This window comes from Streptomyces coeruleofuscus, from assembly GCF_039532725.1.
GTDB classification, from domain to species: domain Bacteria; phylum Actinomycetota; class Actinomycetes; order Streptomycetales; family Streptomycetaceae; genus Streptomyces; species Streptomyces coeruleofuscus.
On the sequence record NZ_BAAASE010000010.1, the window covers coordinates 171,163 to 197,026 of the forward strand.

Here is a 25,864-nt window from a genome sequence, read left to right on the forward strand (position 1 = left end):
GAGCGGCCAAGCAGCCCGAGCCCTGGGGCCCGCTCGACAAGGCGCCCACAATCGAGGAGTGCGAAAAGCCAATGGAACCAGACGAGTTCGACGCCGTTCTGGCGGCCGTGCGGGCCTTCGTGCGCGAGAAGGTGGTCCCGCGCGAGAACGAGATCGAGGAGAAGGACGAGATCCCGGCGGACCTCCGTGAGAAGGCCGCGGCCATGGGCCTGTTCGGCTACGCGCTGCCCCAGGAGTACGGCGGGCTGGGCTTCTCCATGACGGAGGACGTACGCCTCTCCCTGGAGATCGGCTACACCACGCCCGCGTTCCGTTCGATGTTCAGCATCAACAACGGGGTCGCCGGCCAGCTCCTGGCGAGTACCGGCACCGAGGAGCAGAAGCGGCGCTATCTGCCGCGGATGGCCGCCGGGGAGCTGATCGCGGCGTTCACGCTCACGGAGGCGGAGGCGGGCTCGGACCCCAGCGGTATCAGGACCCGTGCCGTACGCGACGAAGACGGCTACGTCCTGAACGGCAGCAAGCGGTTCATCACCAATGCTCCGCTCGCCGGTGTCTTCATGGTGTTCGCCCGCACCGGGCCGCAGAGCACGGGCGCCGAGGGGATCTCCGTCTTCGCCGTCGATGCGGACATCCCCGGCGTCACCGTGGGACCGAGGGACCACAAGATGGGCCAGTCCGGGGCCTTGAGCGCGGAGGTCTTCTTCGACGACGTACGCCTTCCGGCGAGTGCCCTCGTCGGAGAACGCGAGGAAGAGGGGTTCCGCACCGCCATGCGGTCGCTGGCGAGGGGACGCCTGAGCGTCGCGGCGATGTGTGTGGGGCTGGCCGGGCGCATCCTGGACGAAAGCGTCGCGCACGCCTCGGTCACCCGGCAGGGCGGACGGCCCATCGGCGACTTCCAGCTCGTCCAGGCCATGCTCGCCGAGTCGCACGCCGAGATGTACGCGGCCCGCGCCATGGTGCTGGAGGCGGCCCGCGCGTACGACTCGGGCGAGGACCGCAGGCTGGCGCCGTCCTCCACGAAACTGTTCTGCAGCGAGATGGTGGGCCGGGTGGCCGACCGTGCCGTCCAGATACACGGGGGCACGGGATACATGCGCCACGTTCCCGTCGAGCGCTTCTACCGGGACGTGCGACTGTTCCGCATCTACGAGGGGACGAGCGAGATCCAGAAGCTCATCGTGGGCAGGCAGTTGCTGCGGGAGCACGCGTGACGGGCGGCCCGGGCGGCCCGATGAGCGAGGCGCGCGAGGGCACCGGGCCGCACGGGGAAGGCGACCGGCCGTTGCAGTGCGGTCGTGGGCCAGCAAAGGGGCCGCCATGAGCGACCGGACGCCAGGCGCGGCCGTGCTCGTGGAGGACGACGGGCCGGTACGGGCACTGACGATCCATCAGCCCGGTCGCCACAACGCCCTCGACCCGACCGGCCGCCAGGAACCTCTCACCGCACTGCGGGACGCGTCGCGCGACGAGCGGTGCCGGGCAGTGGTGCCGACCGGCGCGGGAGGCAGCTTCTGCGCGGGCGGCGGCATCCGCTCCATGCCACCGGTCCCGGAGGAGTCGGCCGCGCGGACGGAGGTGGTCGCCGGCATCGTACGGGCGGTCGTCCGGGGCCCGAGCCCGTGCTCGTGGCGGTCGAGGGTGTCGCGTTCGGGCTCGGCATGTCGCTCGCGGCGGCTTGCGACCACCTGGCGGCCACCCGTGACGCCCGGTTCGGCTGCGCCTTCGGCAGGATCGGGATGATCGCGGACGCCGGACCGCTCTGGTCGCTGCCGACGCGGGTCGGGCCGGGCACGACGAAGCGCCTGCTGCTGTTCGGCGACGTGCTGGACTCGGGGGAGTGCGGCCGCGATCGGTCTGGCCGACGTCCTCTGCGAGCCCGGATCCGCATGGCAGGAAGCGGTACGGCTGGGCGCGGCGGCTCGCCGAAGGCGCTCCGTTCTCCATCGCGGCGACCAAGCGGATCCTGGCGTCCCGGCCCGCGGAACTCGGCACCGTACTCGCCGAGGAGGTACGGGCACAGCCGCAACTGCCGGCCGGCGCGGACTTCGCCGAGGGCAGCCGCGCGTTCTCGGCCGGACGCGCTCCGCGGTTCACCGGACCAACCACGACGGAGCGGGCATGCGGCGGGCGGCGCGGGCCCCAGAACTGACACGCCCGGCACAGCAGATACGACAAGGTCGAGGAGAAACCTATGGCGAGGGCCGGCTTTCCTCCCCGGAACCCGAAGGGTGATCGGGTGAACGTGGCAGACACCGAGCGGGCAGAACGCTCCGGCCCGGGACGAACCGCTAGTGACGCGGCCAAGCCGGCCGGGCCACTGGCGGGCATCACGGTGGTGTCCCTGGAACAGGCGGTGGCGGCTCCCATCTGCACCCGCACCCTCGGTGACTTCGGGGCTCGGGTGATCAAGGTGGAGAACCCGGAAGGCGGTGACTTCGCCCGGCACTACGACGACGTGGTGGGCGGCATGGCGGCGCACTTCGTATGGGTCAACCGGGGCAAGGAGTCGGTCACGCTGAACCTGAAGGATCCGTCCGGGATGGCGGTACTCCACCGGTTGCTCGACCGCGCCGATGTGATGGTCTCCAATCTTGCTCCCGGTGCCACGGCGAGGCTCGGTATCGCACCCGCCGACCTGGCCGTCAGCCACCCCGAACTCATCGCCGTGGAGATCGACGGCTACGGGCCGGGAGGCCCGCTGTCCCACAAGCGTGCTTACGATCTGCTGGCCCAGGCGGAGTCGGGCGCATGCGCGACGACGGGCATCCCCGGTGCGCCGGCCAAGCCCGGTCCGCCGATGGCCGACGTGTGCTCCGGCCTGTATGCCGCGTTGTCGGTGCTGGCGCTGCTCTGCGGCAAGGAGCGTGGCCATGGCCGAGACCTCTCCGCGGTCGCGGTGAGCCTGTTCGACACGATGACGGAGTTGATGGGGTATCAGCTCACCTACACGCTGCACACGGGTGTGGACCAGCAGCCGGTCGGCATGGGCTCGCCCGCGGTCGCGCCGTACGGTGCCTACCGCACAGCGGATGGCCAGACCGTCGTCCTGGGCACGACGAACGACCGCGAATGGCAGCGATTCGCGCGTGACCTTCTAGGCCGGCCCGACCTGGCCGACGACGAACGCTTTCGTACCACCTCCGGACGGGCGGAGCACCGTGAGTTCCTGGACGCGGAGATCGCCGACTGGTGCGCGCGCCATGACCTGACGCAGGTGCAGAGCGACGCGGATGCCGCCGGGATCGGGAATGCCCGGTTCAACACACCGAGCGAGGTCATAGCCCATCCGCATCTGATGGCCCGCGACCGGTGGCGCCGGATCGACACACCTCACGGTCAGGTGCCCGCTTTGCTTCCGCCTCCGGTCATCACCGGCTACGAGCCACCGATGGGTGGGATCCCCGCGCTCGGTCAGCACACCGATGCCTTGCTCACCGAACTCGGCGTCACCGAGGGCGACATCGCCGTGCTGCGCGCACAAGGTGCGGTGGGCCCCGACCCCTCGCTGAGGTGCCGGATCCATGACTCGACGGCGGCATCGGCATGACCCTCGGCCGCCACAGCGCGTACGAAGACCGTGGACGATGCTGACGGCGTACGACATGCACGGACGGCGGGCGTTCGCACGACGATCGCTCGGCGGAAATCCGAAGCAACCGCTGGTTCAGATGGGCAATCACAGGCTGCCGGAGGAGACCTACCGGCAGATCCTGGAGCAGCTCGCGGAGCTCTCCCCGGTGGTGCAGATCCTGCGCACAGTTACCGATCCGAGACATGCCTGTGGGCTCCGGATGCATCCGGAGCCCACAGGCATGCTGCTGCTTGGCGGGTTACCAGCGATACCAGCGGCCCTTGCGGCCGCCCGTGTCCGCGGAGCGCATGACGAAGCCCAGCAGCCAGACGACCAGCACGATGACGGCGATCCACCACAGTGCCTTCAGCGCGAAACCCGCGCCGAAGAGGATCAGAGCCAGCAGAAGAACGAGAAGCAGGGGAACCATAGTTATCAACCTCCGTCGCTCCTCGTGCCCGGCGAATGCAAGAACACACGGTCGATTTCCCTGGTTTCTCCACTGCCGTTGCGGGCATTGAACCCAGTTTCTTCACGTGTTCACCTCACCGCCGGGCCCGTGGGGCTGCTGTCGGTTCAGTCGAGTTCCAGGCAGCGAGGCCGCCGGTACCGGCAGTACGTGGAACGACCGACGCCTTCCGCCGGCCCACGATCGCCCCCTCAGGGGCGAGTTCTTCGTGCGGCGCAGCAGTCCTCCGGGCGTGATCTTCACGCCGTAGCAAGGGTGTCTTGCTGTCGCGGTAAGGGGCAGGCGTACAGGGAAGCCTTGCAACGGGAGAACGCACAGCTGCGGCATGCGGTCGACTCCCATGCGACGGTGGACCAGGCCATCGGGGTGCTCACCGCGATCCACCAGCTGGTACCGGTGGCCGGGTTCGGGGTGCTGCGTGAGGTGTCCCAGCACACCAACGGGAGCTGGACGCGGCCGTGCAGCGGCGTCCACGCCAGCAGGTAGGGCGTCGTGGGCCGGACACGGCGTGAGTCAGGGGGTCAAGGCCTGTTCGACGGTGGAATGGCAGTCGATGACCTGGTCCAGGCCGACGAGCTCAAGGACCCGCAGCACCGATGCCTGGGCGCCGGCAATGCGTAGCCATCCCTGGGCGTCACTCATGCTCTGTTGGGCGGCGATGAGGACGTTGATTCCGCTGGAGTCCATGAAGGTCACCCCGCTGAGGTCCACCACGGTCCGCGGCCGCGTCACGCTGCCGTAGGACAGCAGGGCCTCGGTGAGCTCGTTCGCGACGGCGTGGTCGATCTCGCCGTGCAGAGTGACCACCCGGATGTCGTCGGCGGCGGTGTGGTCGACTGACAGGCCGGGCCGGGGTGCTCCGTGGGCGTCTGCCACCGTTTCCTCGCCTGCGCTCGCTGATGGGGGCTTGAGGCCCCGACACGATGTGCGTTGGCAGCCTGCCCTGATATTACGGTGAACAACGCCCGTTCGGTCCTCTGTGTAACAGAGCTCAAGGGGCATGCGAGGCAGAATCCGGGGTAAGCGCACGCGGATGAACGGGGGAAAGGGTGGAGCCGGCGGAATCAGTCCCCGATGGTGAGGGCAGCGTGATGCCTGGTGCCCATCCGATGCGTGACACGGTTGCCCTGGACGGTGACGGATCCTGTATCGCCGAGGCACGTCACCGGGCGGTGAACTTCCTTGCCCGCGTCCAGGCTGAGCACGGCCTGCCAGTGTCCGCACGTGCGATGGACCTGACTCAGCTGGTGGTCAGCGAGCTGGTCACCAACGCCCGCAAGTACGCGCCCGGGCCGGTGCTGATGGAACTGCGCGTTTCCGGCGCTGTGGTGGAAGTGGTCGTGTGGGACAGCGATCCGGTCCTGCCGGTGGCGCGGGCCGCCGATGCGGGCAGGGTCGGGCAGCACGGCCTGGAGATCGTCATGGCCGTCGCCCAGGGTTTCGAGGTCCAGCGGGAGCCGGTCGGCAAACGCATCACCGCCCGCATCGCCCTGCCCGACGACCCGGGCGGTGACATCACCGGACGCCGCCCTCAGTAGCAGCGGCGCGGGCTGGGGGACGACGACGGCAGGCGAGACGGGCGCGGTGCCGGCGTGCAGTGTCGCGGGCGACGTCGATGCCGACGGCGATCGGCAGGGAATCCTCGACGATCTCGGATCTCGGCAACTCGTGGATGAGCAGCTCGCAGTCGGGCTCCGCAAATCCGCAGCTTGCCCCTACGATGACCAAATCCGGCCCTGTCGATTCCTGCTCGAACGGCTTGTCGAGACGGATGAGGGGGTAGACGCTGCGTCGTCGGCCGCTTCGGCCGGCCGCGGCGGTGGGATCGGACTGGGAGAGGGGAACGGCATGGTGCCCATGAGCATGGCGGCAGCACAGGCGCGGACGGTCGAGCTGCCGGAAGTTGCTGACCCGTCCCGGGTGACGCCCAAGGACGCCCGCGAACTTTCGAAGCTGTTCTTCCAGCAGCTGGCCGTGCTGGAGGAAGGCACCCAGGAGTACCAGTACGCGCGGAACACGCTGATCGAGATGAACATGTCCCTGGTCCGCTTCGCGGCCGGCCGGTTCCGCAGCCGCGGGCCGGAGGAGATGGAGGACATCGTCCAGGTCGGCATGATCGGGCTGATCAAGGCGATCGACCGCTTCGAGCTGTCCCGGGAGGCGGAGTTCACCTCCTTCGCCATCCCCTACATCGTCGGCGAGATCAAGCGGTTCTTCCGCGACACCACCTGGGCCGTGCACGTCCCGCGACGGCTGCAGGAAGCCCGCGTCCAGCTGGCCCGCGCCACCGAGGAACTGCGCAGCCGACTGGGCCGCACCCCGACGGTCAAGGAGCTGTCGGAGCTGATGAGCCTGCCCGAGGACGAGGTCCGCGAGGCCCGCCTGGCCGCCAACGGCTACAACTCCGCCTCCCTGGACGCCACGATCAGCGGCAGCGCGGACGGCGAAGCCGCGTTGCAAGACTTCATCGGCACCCTGGACACGGACCTGGAGCTGGTGGAGGACTTCCACGCCCTCGCCCCGCTGATCGCGGAACTCGACGAGCGCGACCGGCAGATCATCCACATGCGGTTCGTCGAGGAACTCACCCAGGCCCAGATCGGCGAACGCCTGGGCGTCTCCCAGATGCACGTCTCCCGGCTCCTGTCCCGCACCCTTGCCCGACTGCGTGAAGGCATGCTCACCACCCGCTGACGCCTGACGCCTGACGCCTGACGCCTAGAAGAAAGACGGGCGGGCGGCGCGGACGCTACCGGGAATCGAGGCGCGTTCGCCGTTTTCGCGCGTCGGCCGGGGCCGCTCTGCGCCGACGGGCACGGTGCAGGCGCGCGTGCTTGCGCCACCGGCCGGAGGCACCGGTGCGAGATCGGCGGCTTCATCACGTCGGTGAGCGCCCGCCACCGCACCACTGCGGGGAGGCGCATCCCCGGCTGCGAAACGGTTTCCAGTACCCCCGTTCCGCACGGGCATGCGCGTTCCGGGCTGTCCGTATTCCCACGGTTCCCGGCTGGGTCCGACGCTTTGTTCCGTGCCTGGAACGTGGGTTAACCTGCGGCGTATTTTTCACCTTGCGTACGTCCGTGAACTGCGGAACTGCACGCACGACGGCCGGGCCGCCGATCGGTTCGGGGGGTTCGGAGTTCTCGGTGACGAGGACTCCTGGGGAGCGGAACGAGGTTGCGCATGACCAGCAACAGCGCCGGGGTCGACGAGGTCTCCCCGGGTGATCAGGAGCTGCGGCGGCTCCTGGCGGGCCTGACGGCCGTCCGTGACGGGGACTTCGGGACCCGCCTGCCGGTCGACGCCGACGGCCTCATGGGCGACATCGCCAAGGTCTTCAACGGCATGGTGGACCAACTGTCCGTGTTCACCTCCGAAGTCACCCGCGTGGCCCGCGAGGTCGGCACCGAGGGGACGCTCGGCGGACAGGCGGAGGTGCCTGGCGTCTCGGGCACCTGGGCCGACCTGACGGACTCGGTCAACGCCATGGCGGGCAACCTGACCACCCAGGTCCGCGACATCGCACAGGTGGCCACGGCGGTGGCCAAGGGCGACCTCTCCCAGAAGATCGACGTGCCCGCCCGCGGCGAGATCCTGCAGCTGAAGGAGACCGTCAACACGATGGTCGACCAGCTCTCCGCGTTCGCCGACGAGGTCACGCGCGTGGCCCGGGAGGTCGGAAGCGAGGGGCGGCTCGGCGGACAGGCCCAGGTGCCGGGTGTGGCCGGTGTCTGGCGCGACCTGACGGACTCCGTCAACCACATGGCGGGCAACCTCACCGGCCAGGTCCGTTCCATCGCCCAGGTGACCACGGCGGTGGCCCAGGGTGACCTCTCCCAGAAGATCACCGTGGACGCGCGTGGTGAGATCCTCGAGCTGAAGAGCACGATCAACACGATGGTCGACCAGCTCTCGGCGTTCGCCGACGAGGTCACCCGTGTCGCCCGCGAGGTCGGCACCGAGGGTCGCCTCGGCGGACAGGCGGACGTCCAGGGCGTCAAGGGCACTTGGCGCGACCTCACCGACTCCGTGAACTTCATGGCGGGCAACCTCACCGGCCAGGTCCGCAACATCGCGCTGGTGGCGACCGCGGTGGCCCAGGGTGACCTCTCACAGAAGATCACCGTCGACGCGCGTGGTGAGATCCTCGAGCTGAAGAGCACGATCAACACGATGGTCGATCAGCTCTCCGCGTTCGCCGACGAGGTCACGCGCGTGGCCCGCGAGGTCGGCACCGAGGGACGCCTCGGCGGGCAGGCGCAGGTGCGGGGCGTGTCGGGCACCTGGAAGGACCTCACCGACAACGTCAACGTCATGGCCTCCAACCTGACCGGCCAGGTCCGCTCCATCGCCCAGGTCGCCACCGCCGTGGCGCGCGGCGACCTGTCGCAGCGGATCACGGTCGAGGTCAAGGGCGAGGTCGCGGCGCTGGCGGACGTCATCAACACGATGGTCGACACGCTGTCGGCCTTCGCCGACGAGGTCACCCGCGTGGCCCGCGAGGTCGGCACCGAGGGACGCCTCGGCGGGCAGGCGCACGTGCCGAACGTCGCGGGCACCTGGAAGGACCTCACCGACAACGTCAACTCGATGGCCAACAACCTCACCGGCCAGGTGCGCAACATCGCGCTCGTGACGACCGCGGTGGCCAGGGGTGACCTGTCGAAGAAGATCGACGTGGACGCCCGCGGCGAGATCCTCGAACTCAAGACGACGATCAACACGATGGTCGACCAGCTCTCCGCGTTCGCCGACGAGGTCACCCGCGTCGCCCGCGAGGTCGGCACCGAGGGACGGCTCGGCGGACAGGCCGAAGTGGAAGGCGTCTCCGGCACCTGGAAGCGCCTGACGGAGAACGTCAACGAGCTGGCGGGCAACCTGACCCGGCAGGTGCGCGCCATCGCGGAGGTCGCGAGCGCCGTCGCCGAGGGCGATCTGACGCGTTCGATCACCGTGGAGGCCTCCGGCGAGGTCGCCGAGCTCAAGGACAACATCAACTCGATGGTGGAGTCCCTGCGCGAGACCACCCGGGCCAATCAGGAGCAGGACTGGCTCAAGACGAACCTCGCCCGGATCTCGGGCCTGATGCAGGGCCACCGCGACCTGCCCGTGGTCGCCGAACTGATCATGGACGAGCTGGTCCCCCTGGTGGCTGCCCAGTACGGGGCCTTCTACCTGGCCGAGGACGGCGACGACGGCCCCCGGCTGCGGCTCGTCGGTTCCTACGGCTACCCGGAGGACGACACCCGGCCCACGCGCATCGCCTTCGGCCGCACCCTGGTCGGTCAGGCCGCCCGCAGCCGGCGCACCATCACGGTGGACGACCTGCCGCCGGACTACGTGACCATCTCCTCGGGGCTCGGCCACGTGGTGCCGACCGCGCTCGTGCTGCTGCCCATCGTGGTCGAGGACCAGGTCCTCGGCGTCATCGAGCTGGCGTCGGTCACCTCCTTCACCCAGATTCAGCACGACTTCCTGGCCCAGCTGATGGAGACCATCGGCGTCAACGTCAACACCATCGTGGCCAACGCCCGTACCGACGAGCTCCTGGCCGAGTCGCAGCGCCTGACTGCCGAACTCCAGGACCGGTCGGCGGAGTTGCAGGTACAGCAGGAGGAACTCCAGCGTTCCAACGCCGACCTGGAGGAGAAGGCCTCGCTGCTGGCGGCACAGAACCGGGACATCGAGGCGAAGAACCTGCAGATCGAACAGGCCCGGCAGGAACTGGAGACACGTGCCCAGCAGCTGTCGCTGGCGTCGAAGTACAAGTCGGAGTTCCTGGCGAACATGAGCCACGAGCTGCGCACCCCGCTCAACAGCCTGCTCATCCTCGCCCAGTTGCTGGCCCAGAACCCGTCCCGCAACCTCACTCCGAAGCAGGTCGAGTACGCGCAGATCATCCACTCCGCCGGCTCGGACCTGCTCCAGCTGATCAGCGACATCCTCGACCTGTCGAAGGTAGAGGCCGGGAAGATGGACGTCACGCCCGAGCGGGTGGCGCTGCGCCAGCTCATCGAGTACGTCGAGGCCACCTTCCGGCCCATGACGACGCAGAAAAGCCTGGACTTCAAGGTGACGACCGCCCCTGGCGCGCCCGCCGACCTGCTCACGGACGACTCGCGGCTGCGCCAAGTGCTGCGCAACCTCCTTTCGAACGCCGTGAAGTTCACCGAGCGGGGCGGCGTGCAGCTGAGCATCGAACCGGCGGTGGACGAGGAGGTGCCCGAGGGAGTGGTCCGGGGCGGTGCCGTGGTGGCCTTCCGCGTGAAGGACACCGGCATCGGCATCCCGGAGCAGCAGCTGGAGACGATCTTCGGCGCCTTTCAGCAGGCGGACGGCACGACGAGCCGCAAGTACGGCGGCACCGGTCTCGGCCTGTCCATCACCCGGGAGATCGCCCATCTGCTCGGGGGTGCCGTCACGGTGGACAGCACGCCCGGCCAGGGCAGTACGTTCACGCTCTTCCTGCCCGTGGCCCGCCCCGACTTCGAGGAGCTGCTCGGCGACGGCAGCACCGCGGAGCGGGTCCCGGCCGAGCCCCTTCCCGAGGGAGTGTCACGCCGGGTGCCGGTGCCCCGGATCGGGCCCGGACCGCGGCCCCGGCGCCTGCTCGTCGTCGAGGAGAGACCGCGCGGCCTGCTGACCCTCGTCGCGGAGAGCGTGATCGCGGATCTCACGCACGGCCGTGAAGACGGTGGACAGCGGCCCGCGGTCGACATCATCACCGCCGTCGGGGCTCAGGAGGCGGCGGGCGCCCTCGCGGCCGAACCGTGCCACTGCGTCGTCCTGGAGCTGGGCACGCGGGAAGGCGAGGCCTCCCGGTTCCTGGAGGCCCTGGAGGGTGACTCGGCGCTGGCGAGTGTTCCCGTCCTGGTGCACAGCGGCCATCGCACCGACCTGCTCCTGGAAGAGACCCTGCGGTCCCGCTCGGCGGGCGGGGCGCTGGAGTTCCTGTCGAGTCTCGACGAACTGCGCGAGCGCATCGCCCTGCACCTGTCCGCCGAGGAGCCCGGGGACGTACTGTCCCTGGTCCGGCCCGAGGAACCGCGGCTTGTGACGCCGCACCCCGTCGACGACTCGCCGGCGGCGGGCCGTACCGTCCTCGTCGTCGACGACGACGCGCGCAACCTCTTCGCGCTCAGCGGGATCCTGGAGCTCCACGGCTTCCGGGTCCTGCACGCCGAGAACGGGCGCCAGGGCATCGAGACGCTGGTGAACAACCCTGACGTCGCGCTCGTGCTCATGGACGTGATGATGCCGGAGATGGACGGCTACACCGCGACGGCCGAGATCCGCAGGATGCCGCAGTACACCGAGCTGCCCATCATCGCCGTCACGGCCAAGGCGATGCCCGGCGACCGGGAGAAGAGCCTCGCCTCGGGCGCCAGCGACTACGTCACCAAGCCCGTCGACACACACGATCTCATCGCCTGCGTCCGGCGCTGGCTGCCCGTATGAGCACGCCGGTGCCCGTCCCGCACCCCGGTGGGCCGGACGCCCCGCAGCGCCTGCCGTTCCGCGCCCCAGGGCGCTTCAGCCGAGGAGCCTTCACACCGTGAGCAAGTCCGAGCATCCGGGCGAACCGGGTCAGGGCGGTGAGCCGAAGCTCGAATCCGGCACTTCCCCGGCATCCTCCTCCCCGTCGGTGACCTCCGCCGACGGACCGCCCGCGGATCCCGTGGGCGTCCCGCCCGCCTCGCCGGTGGGCAGACTGGCGGCCACGGTGGAACGGCTGAGCCGTGAAGTGCGGGCCGCCCAGGCGGATGCCGAGGGGCGCGCCCTGATCGAACTCGCCAAGGGCATCCTGGTCGAACGGCTGACGTGCGGGCCGGCCCAAGCCGCCCGGCAGCTCGCCGAGCTGGCCGAGCAGGCCCAGGTCACGCCCCTCGAACTCGCGGTCGACATCATCAACCAGGCCGCCCGGGACCGGATGTCCGAGGTAACGGACGCGTTCCTCGCCGCCACCAGGGCCGCGGACGAGGCGAAGACCGAGTCGGCCGCCGTACGCCTGCGCGCGGCGGAGAGCGGCGCGCTGGCCGCGGACGACACCCAGGCAGTGGCCGAAGCCCTGCTGGAGCAGGCGCTGCGCCCGCTCGGCGCGGTGGCCGTGGCCGTCTGGGCCGCGGGTTCCGACGGTTCGCTCACCCTGGCGGGCAGCGCCGGGTTCTCCCCGGCCGAGGCCGCTCGCTGGCGGTACGTCCCTCCGGACGTGGTGACGGTGGCGCGGCGCGGCCTCACCGAGCGCATGGGGCAGTGGATCACGTCCCTCGCGGAGACCGGACTGCCCAGCATCGGCCTGCACCATCATCCGCACGGAGGCAGGGCCGCCCTGCCCGCCGGCACCGGGGGCCGCATCCACGGCGTGCTGGAGATCGCCTGGCCGACGCCCCTGGCGCCGCAGCCCCCGCAGATCGTCCGCCAGGTGGAGGCCCTGGCGGAGTTGTGCGGCCACACGCTGGAGACGTACACGCTGCAGCACGGTCCCGCCCAGGAACCGCGCGTCCTGCCGGACGCCGCGGAGTTGATGGACCTGGCCGACGGGCTGCACGACCCCGCGCTGGTCCTGGTGCCGCACCTCGACGACGCCGGGCACCTGGTGGACTTCCGCATCCAGCACGTCAACAACCGCTTCCTGGATCCGGCCGGACGGCCGCGCGCGGTCGTGAACGGCGCACTGCTGCTGGAGGCATACCCGATGGCCGCGGGGGACAGCGAGCTGTTCCAGCGCATCGAGCGCGTGTACGCCACCGGTGAACCCTTCAGGGCCCGCCGGATGAACCTCACCGCCCTCGTCGACCAGGTCCCCCTCTCGGCGATCGCGGACATCAGTATCAGCCGGCACGGCACCACCGTCCTCCTCATCTGGCGCATCGAGGACGAGACGGCGCGACTGGCGAGCCTGCTCCAGCACGCTCAGCGCCTCGGCCGCATCGGCGGCTTCGAGGAGAACCTGCTGACCGGGGAGATCACCTGGAACGGACAGCTGTTCGACCTCTACGGGCGCCCGCAGTCGAGCACCCCGGTGCCCCTGGAGAATCTGCCGGCCCACGCGCATCCGGACGACGGCGTCTCCATCCGCCGCTTCCTGCGCACGCTGCTGCACCACCGACGGCCGGCCGCCGCGGCCTTCCGGCTCCAGCGGCCGGACGGGGTGACCCGCCACATCCGCGTCGTCGCCGAGCCGGTACTCGACACCGACGGCCGGCTGCTCCTGATCCGCGGCGCCTGCCAGGACATCTCCGCCCAGCACTGGACCGAGGTGGCGCTCGCCGCCACCCGCGACCAACTGGCGCACACCGAGCAGCAGGCCAGCGAACGCAACCGGCTCACCCTCCAGTTGCAGCACGCCATCATGCCGCCCGCACAGGCACCGTTGCAGGTCCCCGGCCTCCAGGTGGCCGTCCGCTACCGGCCCGCGGAGACCGAGCAACTGGTGGGCGGTGACTGGTACGACACCGTCGTGCTGCCCTCCCGGCAGGTGCTGCTGTGTGTGGGAGACGTGGCCGGCCACGGCATCGAGGCCGCGACCAGCATGGTCGTCCTGCGCAACGCGCTGCGTGGCCTGGCGGTGACCGGCGCCGGGCCGGGCCAGCTGCTGTCGTGGCTCAACATCGTGGCGCACCATCTGACGGGCGCCGTCACCGCGACGGCGGTGTGCGGTCTGTACGACCCGGCCCTGCGGACGCTGCGCTGGGCCAGGGCGGGCCACCTGCCGCCCGTGCTCGTCCAGGGCAGTGAGGCGGCTGCCCTGCCCCTGGTCAAGGGGATGCTGCTCGGAGCGCTGCCCGAGGTCGTGTACGAGGAGGCCGAGATTCAACTGGCCGAGGGGGACACCCTGTTGATGTTCACGGACGGCCTGATCGAACGCCGCGACCGGTCCGTGGAGGAGTCCCTGATCCACCTGCTGACCACCGCCCGCACCGCGCCCAGCACACTCGACCAGCAGCTCGACCGCCTGCTGACCTACAGCAACTCGGACACCGACGACGACACGTGCATCGTGGGCATCCGGGTGGGGTGACGGGCTTGGACAGGTGTCCCCGGCCCAGCGTGCCGTTCACCTCGAAATGCCCGGTTGAGTCTCCCCTGGGGTTGCCAGGCATGCATCACGACTGCGCCGGTCGCCGAATGCCCTCGCGGTCTTCGAGGGCGCTGATGGCGGTTGCGGTGAGGCTGTGGGTGATGTGGCCTCGCATCAGCTGAGCGGCTTCGGCGGCGCGGCCGTCCACGATCAGGGAGACGAGTTGGTGGTGCTCCTGCAGGTCCCGGGTGCGGGGTTCGTCACCGGGCGGGAGTTCGAGGCCGAGGCGACGGTAGCGGTCGGACTTGTCCCACAGGTCGTCCAGCAGACGGATGAGGACGTCGTTGTGCGAGGCCCGGTACAGCGCCTGATGGAAGGCGCGGTGGGCCGTGAGTGCCTCTTCCCCCCATTGGCGGGTGACGGGGAGGAGCCTGTCGACGGCGGCCTGCATCGTGGCGATGTCGTCGTCGGTCCGTCGCTGGGCGGCGAGTTCGGCGGCGGTCGGGTCCAAGGACAGCCGGACCTCGAAAAGCTGGCGGGCCTCGTTCGAGTTCATGACGGAGACCCGGACATCGCGGTGGGTTTCGACGGTGACGAGTCCCTCGCTGCTGAGGCGGCGGATGGCCTCACGCAGGGGCGTGATGCTCATGTTGAGGGACTCGGCGAGCTCGTACTGGGCGAGCCGTGACCCGGCAGGAAGAGTGCCGAAGAGGATCCGATCGCGCAGTTCCGCGTAGGCGAGGTCACTTTTGCTGAAGAACAGGTTCGGTCCTGCCATGGCCCCCTGACCGTTCCTTTCCGGAGGTTCCGCACCCTTGACATCCCGCATCGGACCGGCCCAGTCTAACAGCCGTCGCATCTTATAAGATATGAGAAAGGCTCCGCAGTGAAGATCACCAACGTCTACGAGGGTGTCGTTCCGATCAGCTCCTCGATCCGCAACGCCTGGATCGACTTCAGCTCCATGGACTGTTCGATCGTGGCGATCGAGAGCGACGTCATCCGGGACGGCAAGCCCGTGGTGGGCTACGGCTTCAACTCCAACGGCCGCTACAGCGCCGGAGAGATCCTGCGCCGCCGGGTCCTGCCCCGCCTCCTCGAGGCCGAGCCCGGCAGCCTGCTCGACGAGCGGGGCGGCCTGGACCACGCCAAGGCGTGGGACGTGATGATGCGTAACGAGAAGCCCGGCGGGCACGGCGAGCGCTCGGTCGCGGTCGGTGTGGTGGACATGGCCCTGTTCGACCTGGCCTCCAAGATCGAGGGCAAGCCGCTGTACCGGTACCTGTCCGAGCGCTACGGCGACGGGCAGCCCGACGACTCCGTCTTCGTCTACGCCGCCGGCGGCTACTACGCCCCGGGCAAGACCCTCACCGACCTTCAGGACGAGATGCGCGGCTTCCTCGACCTGGGCTACGACGTCGTCAAGATGAAGATCGGCGGCGCCGACCTGGCGGAGGACCTGCGCCGTATCGAGGCCGTCATCGACGTCCTGGACGGCGACGGCTCCCGGCTGGCCGTCGACGTCAACGGCCGCTTCGACCTCGACACGGCCCTGGAGTACGGGCGGGCCATCGAGCCCTACGGGCTGTTCTGGTACGAGGAGATCGGCGACCCGCTCGACTACCACCTCAACGCCACCGTCGCCGAGCACTACACCGGCTCGATCGCCACGGGCGAGAACCTCTTCTCCCTCCAGGACGCCCGCAACCTGATCCGCTACGGCGGCCTGCGCCCCGACCGCGACACCATCCAGGTCGACCCCGCGCTCTCCTACGGTCTGGTGGAGTACCTGCGCATCCAGGACATGCTCCGTCAGCACGGCTGGTCATCGAGGCGCTGCATCCCGCACGGCGGGCACCAGTTCTCCCTGCACATCGCAGCCGCCCTCAAGCTCGGCGGCAACGAGTCCTACCCGGGCGAGTTCCAGCCCACCGGCGGCTTCGCCGACGACGCCGTCGTCGAGAAGAGCCGCGTCGGCCTGACCGACACCCCCGGCATCGGTTTCGAGAGCAAGGCCGCCTTCTACAAGGTGCTGCGCGCCCTGCACAACTGACCGCCACTCCACCGCGGACGCGCCCGCCACCGGGCGGGCGCCGTCGGCCGGCGCCGTCGGATACGGGCGCCACATCCGGGATCGGGGACGCGCGAGCCGCGTCGCGTTCCCCGCACCACCCCCCACGGGACAGGGCTACACACGATCGTCGTGCAAGGGAGCACCAACGATGACAAGCACCACCACCGGCGGCCGCCCGCAGCGGTCACGGCTGAGCCGTCTCATACGGGAGCTGTGGTTCCAGGTCGTACTGGCCGCCGTCCTCGGCATCGCCGTCGGCATCCTCGCGCCCGGCCTGGGTGAGGACCTGAAGCCGCTCAACGACTGGTTCATCGCGCTGGTCAAGATGATCGTGATCCCGGTCGTCTTCTGCGTGGTCACCACCGGCATCGCCTCCATGGACAACTTGCGCAAGGCCGGCCGGATCGGTGTGAAGGCGATCGGCTACTTCCTGGTGCTGTCCCTGGCGTCCATGCTGATCGGGCTGGTCGTCGCCAACATCTTCCAGCCCGGCTCCGGCCTGCACGTCGACCCCTCGTCACTGAACGCCGACGACGTGCCCGAGACCGCCACCGAGCACGCCACCTTCACCGGCTTCATCTCCTCCCTCATCCCCGCCTCCCTGCTGGGCGCGATCACCGGGGACGCGATCCTGTCCGCGCTGATGGTCTCGATCGTCTTCGGTGTGGCCCTGAACATGGCCGGCGAGGAAGGGGCACCGCTGACCCGCGGCATCAAAGCGCTGTCGGACGTCGTCTTCCGCATCGTGGGCTGGGTGATGCGGCTCGCGCCCTTGGGCACCTTCGGCGCCCTGGCCACCGTGGTCGCCACCTACGGCGCCGAGAGCCTCAAACAGCTCGGCTACCTCATCATCCTGTTCACCGCGACCTGCGTCGTCTACGTCCTGGTCGTCCTCGGCGCCATCATGCGGGCCTGCCGCCTGAGCCTCTTCGGCCTCATCCGCTTCCTCAAGGCCGAACTGCTCGTCGCCCTCAGCACCTGTTCCAGCGAGGCCGTCCTGCCCCAGCTGGTACGCAAACTGGAGATCCTCGGCATCGGCCGGCCCGTGGTGGGCATCGTCATCCCCTCCGGGTTCTCCTTCAACCTGGACGGCTCCGCGGTCTACCTGACGATGGCCTCCCTCTTCCTGGCCCAGGCCATGGGCATCGACCTGTCCTGGCAGCAGCAGTTGGTCATGGTCGGCGTCATGATGCTCACCAGCAAGGGCACCGCCGGGATCGCGGGCGGCGCGTTCATCGTCCTCGCCAGCACCGTCACCGCGGTCGGCCACATCCCGCTCGCCGCCCTCTCCCTGATCGTCGGCATCGACCGCATCCTCAACGAGGGCCGCGTCTTCATCAACGTCCTCGGCAACGCCGTCGCCACCATCGTGATCGGCAAGTGGGAGAACGACTTCGACACCGAACAGGCCCGCAAGGTCCTGAACTCCCGCACCACCGCGCCGCCGCAGGCCGAGCTGGACACCGCCGAGGTCGGCGCCGACAAGTAGCCGGGCCCGTCGAGTGCGGTCACCCCTCGACGGCATCCCTTGCCGTCGTCAGCCGACGCCGACGTCTCGAAGGTGAATGAAATGGCCGTTGATGCAGCAGGTAGTCAGGCGGAGACCGCCGATCCATGGATAAACCTTCCTCTCCCGCCCTTGGGCGGGCGCCCCTACGGTCGGGGGCTGCGGGCGCTCAACGGCCCGCCGTAACGAAGGAGCGAGACCCCCATGAAGATGACCGGCAACACGGTCCTGATCACCGGCGGAACCTCGGGCATCGGGCTCGGCCTGGCTCTGCGCCTGCACGAATCCGGCAACAAGGTGGTCGTCGCGGGCCGGCGCAAGGAACTCCTCGACGAGATCACGGCCGAGCACCCGGGCATCGACGCGCTCGTCCTCGATGTCGCGGACCCCGGCTCGATCGCCCGGGCCCGTGAGACCGTGGCGGCGAGCCACCCGGGGCTGAACGTCCTGGTCAACAATGCCGGCATCATGCTGCGGGAGAACCTCCTCGACCCTGCCGAACTTTCGGTGGCCGAGGATCATGTCGCGACCAATCTGCTCGGCACGATCCGGATGACGTACGCCTTCCTGCCGCTACTGGTGGGCAAGGACGACGCGGTCGTCATGAACGTCACCTCGGCGCTGGCGTTCGTCCCGTATCAGAGCACCCCGACCTACAGCGCGACCAAGGCCGCGCTGCACTCCTTCTCCGAAAGCCTGCGCATCCAACTCGCCGGTGCTGACGCCGGCGTACAGGTGATCGAGGTGGTCCCGCCGGGCGTGCGTACGACCCTGCTGGGCCAGGAGGACAACGACCAATCCATGCCGTTGGACGACTTCCTCACCGAGACCTTCGATCTGCTGCGCGAGAAGCCTGACGCGAAGGAGTTGGTCGTCGAGCGCGCCAGGTTCATTCGCGACGCGGTGGCCACCGGCTCCTACGACGACGTCCTCGCCATGATCGCCAGCAGCTGACCGACCTGACCGGCGCCGCAGCCCGTCTTCCGGTCGTCTCCCTGCGAGTGGCCCGGCGTCGGCCGTGCGGGGCGGCTTCTCGGGGCGGGAGAGGAGGGCTCAGCCATGGATCGGCGGTCTCTGGATAGCCGGCCGGGATGCGGCGAGGATGGGGGCATGGACAAGAAGGAACTGGCGGAATTCCTGCGCCGCCGGCGTGGGATGTTGCGCCCCCGCGACGTCGGACTGGTCGAGGGGCCGCGCAGGCGTACGCAGGGGCTGCGCCGAGAGGAGGTCGCGCAGCTCGCCGGCATGTCTACCGACTACTACGCCCGGCTGGAACAGCAGCGTGCCCCGCAACCCTCCGTCCAGATCACCACCGCTCTCGCCCGGGCACTGCGGCTGACCCTGGACGAACGCGACCATCTCTTCGTCCTCATCGGCCACAACGCCCCGGCCCGCTTCCACCGCTCCGAACATGTCAGCCCGACGCTGATGCGGGTCCTGGACCGCCTGGACGACTCCCCGGCCCTGGTACAGACCGACCTGGTCGACACCCTCGCGATGAACCCGTTGGCCGTCGCGCTGCTCGGCGACCAGACCCGCCACACCGGTCTGGCCAGCAGCGGCTACTACCGCTGGTTCATGGACCCGGACGAACGTCTGATGGTTCCCGAGGAGGCCCGTGAACGCCACGGCCGCGCCCAGGCAGCACGCCTGCGGGCCGCGCTGACAGCCGGCAGCGACACCCCCCGGGCCGCCCGGATCCTCGCCGAACTCCAGGAACACAGCTCCGAGTTCGTCCGCATGTGGGAACGTCAGGAGGTCGCCCGACGCTACGACGACTGCAAGACCATCCTCCATCCCGAACTCGGCCGCATCGACGTCGACGCCCAGCTCCTGTTCACCGAGAACCGCGCCCAGACCCTGGTGGTGCTGACCACTCGCCCCGGCACGGAGAGCCACAGCAAGCTCGAACTGCTCTCCGTCATAGGGCACCAGCAGCTCAACCCCTGACGTCCTGGACCGGGGGACGGGTCAAGGCTCGGCACGGGAGGGCCCGGACAAGTGCACCCTGGAGGGGTGCAGGCTGAACCGGATGACGCTGCTGACCCTGTTGCACAATCCTGCCCAAGCGCTTCATCTCCGTGATCGGGCCTCCGGTTTGACCGGAGGCCCCCTCCGTTTTACTCTCGAATGCATACGGAGGCAGCATCCGTTTTGATGCGGCCGCAGGATCACGGCAGGCAGGAGGGCGCATGAGCGCCGCTGAACAGCGGGGACGCAAGCCCCGCGCGGACGTCCAGCGCAACCGCGCTGCCCTCCTGGAGACCGCGCAGCGTCACTTCCTGCAGCACGGGGTCGGCACCTCCCTCGAGGCGGTGGCCAAGGAGACAGGCGTCGGGCCCGGCACCCTGTACCGGCACTTCCCCACCCGGGAGGCGCTGCTGGCGGGTGTGCTGCAAACACGCTCCGAAGAGCTGGTGGCCCGCCAGGCGGACATCGATCAGCTCGGCGACCCGGCCGAGGCGCTGGAGCAGTGGCTGCGGGCGATGGAGGAGTACTTCAGCGCCTTCAGCGGACTGCCGGAACCGCTCATGGCCGCGGCCCGGGCTCAGGAGCCGGACAACCCGCTCACGATTCCCTGCGACATCCTCATCTGCGCCACCGATCAGTACGTGCGAGCCGCGCAGCTCGCGGGGCGCGTGCGCGCGTCGGTACGGGGGCAAGACCTGTTCCTCGCGGCCTGTTCCATTGCCTGGATCAAGGGCAACGGCACCGAGGAGGAGTCGCTCGACCGGCTCCGCATGCTCATCGCGAGCGGCTACCGCCAGCGGGACACCCAGGCGTAAAACCTCAGGCGCCCAGCCCCGCCCCGACCTCCACAACGCCAGGTGGCACCACCACCCGGCCATCACATTGCGCTGCCCTCAGGGGTGGCACAACCTCTCAAGGGACAAATCATGAAAATTACTGTCATAGGCGCCGGTGCCATCGGCGGGAACCTCGCTGCCAAGCTCAGCACAGCCGGTCACGACGTCCAGGTGGCCGACGCCCGCGGCCCCGAGGCCGTCCGGGCGGATGTGCTGGAGTCCGGGGCCCGCGCGGCGGAGCTCGCCGACGCCGTCCAGGGCCGGGACGTCATCGTCCTGGCCATCCCCTTCGGGGTGGCGGGGAAGCTGGCCGGCCTGTTCGCCTCGGTCCCTGCCGAGACGGTGGTCATCGACACCTCCAACTACTATCCGCACCTCAGCGGGCAGATCGAGGCCGTGGACAACGGCGAGATCGAGAGCGTGTGGAACGCCGAGCAGCTGGGGCGCCCCGTGGTCAAGGCGTGGAACGCCGCCCTGGCAGAGACCCAGCGGACCAAGGGTGTTCCGGCCGGAACGCCCGGCCGCCTCGCCATCCCCGTCGCCGGCGACTCCGAGGAGGCGCGGCGTGTGGCCATGCGGCTCGTGGACGACACCGGCTTCGACCCCTACGACGCCGGCACGCTGGCCGACTCCTGGCGCCAGCAGCCGAACAGCCCCGCCTACTGCACCGAGTTGACCCTCGAAGAGCTGCCGGCGGCACTGGCCGCGGCCGACCGCGACAAGGACGCCCGCATCCGCGACAGCGTGCCGGAACGCCTCGCCGCCCTCCCGGCCACGGCCACCCTGGAGGACGTCGTCGAGATGAACCGCGCCGCCCACCGCTGAGCCACCCGACGCGGCTCTCGTGCACGCAACGGCACGAAGGCGGCCGCGTCGGCACGCCACGAACACACAAGACGAACACGAAGAGCGCACAGCCCCCGGCGCTGCAGCCAGAAGTCTCGGCGTGCCGCTGCCTGCGAGCAGCCGCGAGCCTGCCGGCACCCGCAAGGCGCATCCTGCACCCGGCCCCTACGCCGGCTGCCTCCTCGCGTGGCCTGCCGTACTGCGCTGAGCTGCTGCCGCCGTGGCGGTGGCTGCGCGCCATGGAGAGGAACCGCCTTGCCCGGCACCGCATCACCCTTCACCGACATCGCACGCTCCCGACGCTCCCCCCGGCAGTTCCTGCCCACCGCCCTGTCCCCTTCGGACATCCGCGGCGTGCTGGAAGACGCACAGACGGCCCCCTCGAACAGCAACACTCAGCCGTGGACGGTGCACGTCGTCTCGGGTGCGGCGCGGGACGCCCTGGCCGAAGACCTGCTTCGGGCCGAGGAGGAGGGACGGACCTCCCCGGATTTCACCGATGGCTACGGCGATGGGCTCTACCTCGAGCGGTCGCAGGCCCTGGGCGCAAGTGTCTACCGGGCCCGGGGTGTCGAACGCTCGGACCGGGACGGCAGGAGGGCGGCGGTCCGCGAGAACCTGGAGTTCTACGGCGCTCCCCATGCCGCCTTCCTGTTCATGCCGGCCCTCGGCGACGGGGTACGGACGGCCGGCGACATCGGCATGTACGCGCAGAACTTCCTGCTCTCGCTGGCGGCCCGGGGGCTGGCCGGCATCCCGCAGACCGTACTCGGCGTCTACGCCGACACCGTCCGCGAGTTCCTGGGTGTTCCCGCGGAGCTCAAGCTGCTGTTCGGCATCTCCTTCGGCGTGGCCGACCCGGCGGCACCGGTGAACACGCTCCGCACGGAGCGGGTTCCGCTGCGGCGGAGCGTGGTCCTGCATGACACCCCGGGAGTGCTCGACAGGCAGTAGTTCCTCCGCCCGCCGGAACCATCCTGCGCCGGGCCCGGGCCGCCACTCGGCCGGCCCGGGCCAGCGTGGCGCACGGTGGCGCCAGTGGCGTACGAGAGGTATCAGCCCGATGACCTCGACCGTCACCGCGGCGCCGCCCGTCCCGGGTGCTGACCGACGGCTGCGGCACCGACGACTTCCACCGCGTGGCACGGACGGCGACCGCACACGCCTGCTGGTCCGCGAGGACGGCGCCGTCCTCGCGGACAGCGTCCTGCCCCATGTCTACGAATCGGTCTCGATCCGGGCGACCGCTTGGGTGCTGAGGGCGGTGCGGCAATCATGGGCGCATGCACCGGCCGCGGCTCCGCCTCCACGCCTCCGAGTGGTTCACGGCCGACGAGTCGACCCTGAGCGTCGCGTTCGTGTACCCGATGCAGGGACCTGCCGGGATCTTCGGCCCCACCTGCGAGGCGTGCGCGCGGCTGGCCGTCGAGGAGATCAACGAGGCGGGCGGCGTGCTCGGCAAGGAGCTACGGCTGCTCGAGGTCGACGGCGGCGCGGATCCCCAGCAGGTCGCGGACGAGGTCGGGGCCCTGGTCGCGACCGGGGCGGTGCAGGGCGTCACCGGCTGGCACATCTCCTCGGTGCGGCAGGCGGTGGCGCCGCGGGTCGCGCACCGGGTGCCGTACGTCTACACGGCCCTGTACGAGGGCGGCGAGCGCACCGAGGGCGTCTACATGACCAGCGAGACGCCCGCCTGGCAACTGCTGCCCGCGATGCGGCTGCTCGCCGAGGCGCGGGGCGTGCGCCGCTGGTTCGTCGTCGGCAACAACTACGTCTGGCCCCGGCGCACCGCCCGGGCCGCGCGCCGCTATGCCCGCGACTGCCGGGGCCGGGTCTGCGGCGAGGCGTACCTGCCGCTGGGTACCGACGACTTCACCGGCATCCTGCGGCGCATCGAGCGGGCGGACGCCGACGCCGTGCTCATGCTCCTGGTCGGCAGCGACGCGGTCCGGTTCAACCGGGCCTTCGCCGCCGCCGGCCTCGACCAGCGCTGCCTCAGGCTGAGCACGCTCATGGACGAGAGCATGCTGCTGGCAAGCGGCCCCGAGGCAACCGCCGATCTGTACAGCACGGCCGGATTCTTCGCCTCACTGGCCGACCAGAACACGATGGACTTCCACGGGCGGTACGCCGGCCGCTTCGGGATGAACGCACCGGTGCCCGGCAGCTTCGGCGAGTCCTGCTACGAGGGCGTGCGGCTGCTCGCGGCGCTCGTCGAACGGGCCCGCACCCTGAACATGGCCGCCATCGGAGCGGCCGCCGACAACGTCGCGTACGAAGGTCCGCGCGGCCTGCTGAGCCTGGACGGACGGCATGTGCGCCAGCGCATCTACCTGGCGCAGGCGGACGGGCTCGACTTCAACGTGCTCGCCCAACTGCGCGCTCCCCACGAGCTGTTGTGACTTTGCCGCTGCCCCCCAGTGCCCCGGCCAGCAGATTGAGCAGGGTCTCCAGCTGCTCTTCTTCGTCCTCCGCGAGCAGGGGCTCCGGCTCGCCCCAGTCGGCCAGGACCGCGCGGGACAGCCGCTGCCGGCGCCCCATGCCCCGTGGCGTGAGCTGGACCAGGACCCGGCGCCGGTCGGCGGGGTCGACGCGGCGGAAGACCAGGTTCTGGTCGACGAGTTGGTCGATCAGCTTCGTCAGGCTCGGTGCCGGCAGGAAGGCGTGGTCGGCGACGGCCGTCATATGGTGACCCTCGCCGTCGGAGAGCAGGTCGAGTACCCGCCATGCCTCCACGGAGCAGTCGAACTCGTCGAGCACGGACTGGACTCGGCGCACCGAGAGGCGCTCGGCCCGTGTCAGCAGGTGGAGCAGTTCATGGGGCCGCCTCGCCATCGCACTCCTCAGCTCGCGTCCGCAACGCCCCACGGCGGGGGATGCCGTGACCCTACCGCCGGTCACCGCACACTTGACAGAGAAATCCCGGAATCTGGTCCTTTCCGGTGGAAGCAATAAATGCCGTCACTGAGACGCCGTCAACCATGCGGCGCCAGCGGCGGCTTTTCTCTTTTTCTGACCTGCCGAGATATTTCCGCCGGAAACTGTTCTTCAATTGCGCAGAAACGCGGTTGAAACAGTTCCGCCGCAGGCTGTGGACGCACTTCAGCGACCAGCCCGGAGGTCACCCCGGAACGGCTGGGGGACTCGCGCGCCAACGCCGCTGCCTTCTCTGAAGCGCGTCCCGCCCACTCCCTCCATTCCTTCCCGAGGGTCTTCCGCTCATTTCGCACCGCCCTTCGGGGCAAGGAGGTATTGAATGTCCGGGTTCAGCATCAGCAGACGCGGTCTCCTGGCGGGCGCATCCGCCCTCGGCGCATCGGCCGCCCTCAGCGCGTGCGGCGCCAAGACCGGCAGTGACACGTCGTCCAGCTCCGGCGCGAAGGCGGACACCTCCGGCGACACCGTGAAGGTGGGTCTGCTGAACTCGCTCTCGGGCACCATGGCCATCAGCGAGGTGACGGTCCACAACGCGCTGCTGCTCGCGGTCAAGGAGATCAACGCCGCCGGCGGCGTGCTCGGCAAGAAGCTCAAGCCGATCAGCCAGGACGGCGCCTCCGACTGGCCCACCTTCGCCGAGAAGGCGCAGACCCTGATCACGGACGACAAGGTCGTCGCCACCTTCGGCTGCTGGACCTCCGCCAGCCGCAAGGCCGTCAAGCCCGTCTTCGAGCGCAACAAGTCGCTGCTGTTCTACCCCGTGCAGTACGAGGGTCTGGAGCAGTCCCCGTACATCTTCTACATCGGCGCGACCACCAACCAGCAGATCATCCCCGCGCTGGACTACCTCAAGAAGCAGGGCCTGACCAAGCTCTACCTGGTCGGCAGCGACTACGTCTTCCCGCGCACGGCCAACAAGGAGATCAGGGCGTACGCGAAGGCCAACGGCATGGAGATCATGGGCGAGGACTACGCGCCGCTCGGCTCCACGGAGTTCAGCACCATCGTCAACAAGGTCAAGGGCGCCGGCGCGGACGCCGTGTTCAACACCCTCAACGGCGACAGCAACGTGGCCTTCTTCAAGGAGTACAAGTCCGCGGGCCTGAGCGCGAAGAGCCTGCCGGTGCTGTCGGTGTCCATCGCCGAGGAAGAGGTCAAGAGCATCGGCACCCAGTACCTGGAAGGCCAGTTGACCGCCTGGAACTACTACCAGACCACTCCGGGCGCGGCGAACGAGAAGTTCGTGAAGGCGTACCAGGCCGCGTACGGCAAGGACAAGCCGACCAGTGACCCGATGGAGGCCGCCTACATCTCGGTCTACCTGTGGAAGGAGATGGTCGAGAAGGCCGGCTCCTTCGACGTGGCGAAGGTGAAGGCCGCCTCGGACGGCATCGAACTCGACGCACCCGAGGGCAAGGTCACCGTCGACGGCGCCACCCAGCACGTCTACAAGACGGCCCGCATCGGCAAGGTCGGCTCGGACGGCCTCATCACCGAGGTGTGGAACTCGGGCAAGCCGATCAAGCCGGACCCGTACCTGAAGGGCTACGACTGGGCCTCCGGTCTCTCCTGACCCGCTCGGCCCGTCTTCCCGGGCAGACCCGGCCTTCCCCCAGGCCGGGTCTG

The 25,864-nt window shown here is 69.6% G+C and carries 21 protein-coding genes and 2 pseudogenes; 19 read left to right on the forward strand and 4 right to left on the reverse strand.

Annotated features, from left to right (window positions below; all coding sequences use genetic code 11):
* Window positions 1-71: 71 nt before the first annotated feature.
* The 5 genes and pseudogenes from ABFX81_RS33085 (at window position 72) to ABFX81_RS33095 (ending at window position 3,553) form a co-directional block, all read left to right on the forward strand.
* Window positions 72-1,217, forward strand: coding sequence for an acyl-CoA dehydrogenase family protein (locus ABFX81_RS33085; RefSeq protein ID WP_086853064.1), 1,146 nt, complete (start codon window positions 72-74; stop codon window positions 1,215-1,217).
* Window positions 1,218-1,323: 106 nt separating this feature from the next.
* Window positions 1,324-1,536: pseudogene (locus ABFX81_RS42275) on the forward strand (enoyl-CoA hydratase-related protein); the annotation flags it as partial.
* An 89-nt stretch (window positions 1,537-1,625) separates the two neighbouring features.
* A pseudogene (locus tag ABFX81_RS42280) lies at window positions 1,626-1,823 on the forward strand (enoyl-CoA hydratase-related protein); the annotation flags it as partial.
* 20 nt (window positions 1,824-1,843) lie between these two features.
* Window positions 1,844-2,155 carry a hypothetical protein gene (locus tag ABFX81_RS33090; RefSeq protein ID WP_346139102.1) on the forward strand — a complete coding sequence of 104 codons (312 nt, stop codon included), beginning with the start codon at window positions 1,844-1,846 and terminating at the stop codon, window positions 2,153-2,155.
* Between the two features lie 93 nt (window positions 2,156-2,248).
* On the forward strand, window positions 2,249-3,553 hold the full coding sequence (locus ABFX81_RS33095; protein ID WP_346139130.1) for a CaiB/BaiF CoA transferase family protein: 1,305 nt from the start codon (window positions 2,249-2,251) through the stop codon (window positions 3,551-3,553).
* Window positions 3,554-3,836: 283 nt separating this feature from the next.
* Here the strand turns inward: ABFX81_RS33095 and ABFX81_RS33100 are convergent, their stop codons facing one another.
* A complete protein-coding gene (locus ABFX81_RS33100; protein ID WP_030933194.1) occupies window positions 3,837-4,007 on the reverse strand; it encodes a DUF5670 family protein in 171 nt (56 codons plus the stop codon).
* Window positions 4,008-4,301: 294 nt separating this feature from the next.
* Here ABFX81_RS33100 and ABFX81_RS33105 point away from each other — a divergent pair, with 294 nt between their 5' ends.
* Window positions 4,302-4,532 carry an ANTAR domain-containing protein gene (locus ABFX81_RS33105; protein WP_086853058.1) on the forward strand — a complete coding sequence of 77 codons (231 nt, stop codon included), beginning with the start codon at window positions 4,302-4,304 and terminating at the stop codon, window positions 4,530-4,532.
* Between the two features lie 27 nt (window positions 4,533-4,559).
* Here the strand turns inward: ABFX81_RS33105 and ABFX81_RS33110 are convergent, their stop codons facing one another.
* Window positions 4,560-4,922, reverse strand: coding sequence for an STAS domain-containing protein (locus ABFX81_RS33110; protein WP_346139103.1), 363 nt, complete (start codon window positions 4,920-4,922; stop codon window positions 4,560-4,562).
* Window positions 4,923-5,137: 215 nt separating this feature from the next.
* Between ABFX81_RS33110 and ABFX81_RS33115 the strand changes: the two genes are divergently transcribed.
* The 4 genes from ABFX81_RS33115 to ABFX81_RS33130 all read left to right on the forward strand — a co-directional run bounded on the left by ABFX81_RS33115 (window position 5,138) and on the right by ABFX81_RS33130 (window position 14,067).
* Window positions 5,138-5,584 carry an ATP-binding protein gene (locus tag ABFX81_RS33115; protein ID WP_086853054.1) on the forward strand — a complete coding sequence of 149 codons (447 nt, stop codon included), beginning with the start codon at window positions 5,138-5,140 and terminating at the stop codon, window positions 5,582-5,584.
* Window positions 5,585-5,903: 319 nt separating this feature from the next.
* Window positions 5,904-6,740, forward strand: coding sequence for an RNA polymerase sigma factor SigF (locus ABFX81_RS33120; protein ID WP_428837243.1), 837 nt, complete (start codon window positions 5,904-5,906; stop codon window positions 6,738-6,740).
* 489 nt (window positions 6,741-7,229) lie between these two features.
* Complete coding sequence (locus ABFX81_RS33125; protein WP_086853049.1) at window positions 7,230-11,504, forward strand: HAMP domain-containing protein; 4,275 nt, start codon at window positions 7,230-7,232, stop codon at window positions 11,502-11,504.
* Between the two features lie 187 nt (window positions 11,505-11,691).
* Window positions 11,692-14,067, forward strand: coding sequence for a SpoIIE family protein phosphatase (locus ABFX81_RS33130; protein WP_086853073.1), 2,376 nt, complete (start codon window positions 11,692-11,694; stop codon window positions 14,065-14,067).
* 85 nt (window positions 14,068-14,152) lie between these two features.
* Here the strand turns inward: ABFX81_RS33130 and ABFX81_RS33135 are convergent, their stop codons facing one another.
* On the reverse strand, window positions 14,153-14,845 hold the full coding sequence (locus ABFX81_RS33135; RefSeq protein ID WP_086853047.1) for an FCD domain-containing protein: 693 nt from the start codon (window positions 14,843-14,845) through the stop codon (window positions 14,153-14,155).
* A gap of 108 nt (window positions 14,846-14,953) precedes the next feature.
* Between ABFX81_RS33135 and ABFX81_RS33140 the strand changes: the two genes are divergently transcribed.
* From ABFX81_RS33140 to ABFX81_RS33175, 8 genes are all read left to right on the forward strand, one after another.
* Entirely contained in the window at window positions 14,954-16,120 is a 1,167-nt protein-coding gene (locus tag ABFX81_RS33140) for an enolase C-terminal domain-like protein (protein ID WP_086853045.1), read from the forward strand.
* A 169-nt stretch (window positions 16,121-16,289) separates the two neighbouring features.
* Complete coding sequence (locus ABFX81_RS33145) at window positions 16,290-17,630, forward strand: cation:dicarboxylate symporter family transporter (RefSeq protein WP_086853043.1); 1,341 nt, start codon at window positions 16,290-16,292, stop codon at window positions 17,628-17,630.
* A gap of 222 nt (window positions 17,631-17,852) precedes the next feature.
* Window positions 17,853-18,602: an SDR family NAD(P)-dependent oxidoreductase gene (locus ABFX81_RS33150; protein WP_086853042.1), complete on the forward strand. Its 750-nt coding sequence runs from the start codon at window positions 17,853-17,855 to the stop codon at window positions 18,600-18,602.
* 156 nt (window positions 18,603-18,758) lie between these two features.
* The gene (locus ABFX81_RS33155) at window positions 18,759-19,598 is read left to right on the forward strand and encodes an MmyB family transcriptional regulator (protein WP_086853040.1); all 840 of its coding nucleotides are present in this window, start codon (window positions 18,759-18,761) and stop codon (window positions 19,596-19,598) included.
* Window positions 19,599-19,840: 242 nt separating this feature from the next.
* The gene (locus tag ABFX81_RS33160; protein WP_086853038.1) at window positions 19,841-20,434 is read left to right on the forward strand and encodes an SbtR family transcriptional regulator; all 594 of its coding nucleotides are present in this window, start codon (window positions 19,841-19,843) and stop codon (window positions 20,432-20,434) included.
* Window positions 20,435-20,545: 111 nt separating this feature from the next.
* Window positions 20,546-21,280, forward strand: a complete 735-nt coding sequence (locus tag ABFX81_RS33165) for an NAD(P)-binding domain-containing protein (RefSeq protein WP_086853036.1) — start codon at window positions 20,546-20,548, stop codon at window positions 21,278-21,280.
* 276 nt (window positions 21,281-21,556) lie between these two features.
* Window positions 21,557-22,255 (forward strand): nitroreductase family protein, encoded by a 699-nt coding sequence (locus ABFX81_RS33170; protein WP_086853034.1) that lies wholly within the window; start codon window positions 21,557-21,559, stop codon window positions 22,253-22,255.
* A gap of 329 nt (window positions 22,256-22,584) precedes the next feature.
* Entirely contained in the window at window positions 22,585-23,703 is a 1,119-nt protein-coding gene (locus ABFX81_RS33175) for an ABC transporter substrate-binding protein (RefSeq protein WP_086853032.1), read from the forward strand.
* Here ABFX81_RS33175 and ABFX81_RS33180 read toward each other — a convergent pair.
* Window positions 23,660-24,136 (reverse strand): MarR family transcriptional regulator, encoded by a 477-nt coding sequence (locus ABFX81_RS33180; protein ID WP_086853030.1) that lies wholly within the window; start codon window positions 24,134-24,136, stop codon window positions 23,660-23,662. The genes ABFX81_RS33175 and ABFX81_RS33180 overlap by 44 nt on opposite strands.
* 421 nt (window positions 24,137-24,557) lie before the next feature.
* Between ABFX81_RS33180 and urtA the strand changes: the two genes are divergently transcribed.
* Window positions 24,558-25,811, forward strand: a complete 1,254-nt coding sequence (urtA, locus tag ABFX81_RS33185; protein ID WP_086853028.1) for an urea ABC transporter substrate-binding protein — start codon at window positions 24,558-24,560, stop codon at window positions 25,809-25,811.
* Window positions 25,812-25,864: the final 53 nt, after the last annotated feature.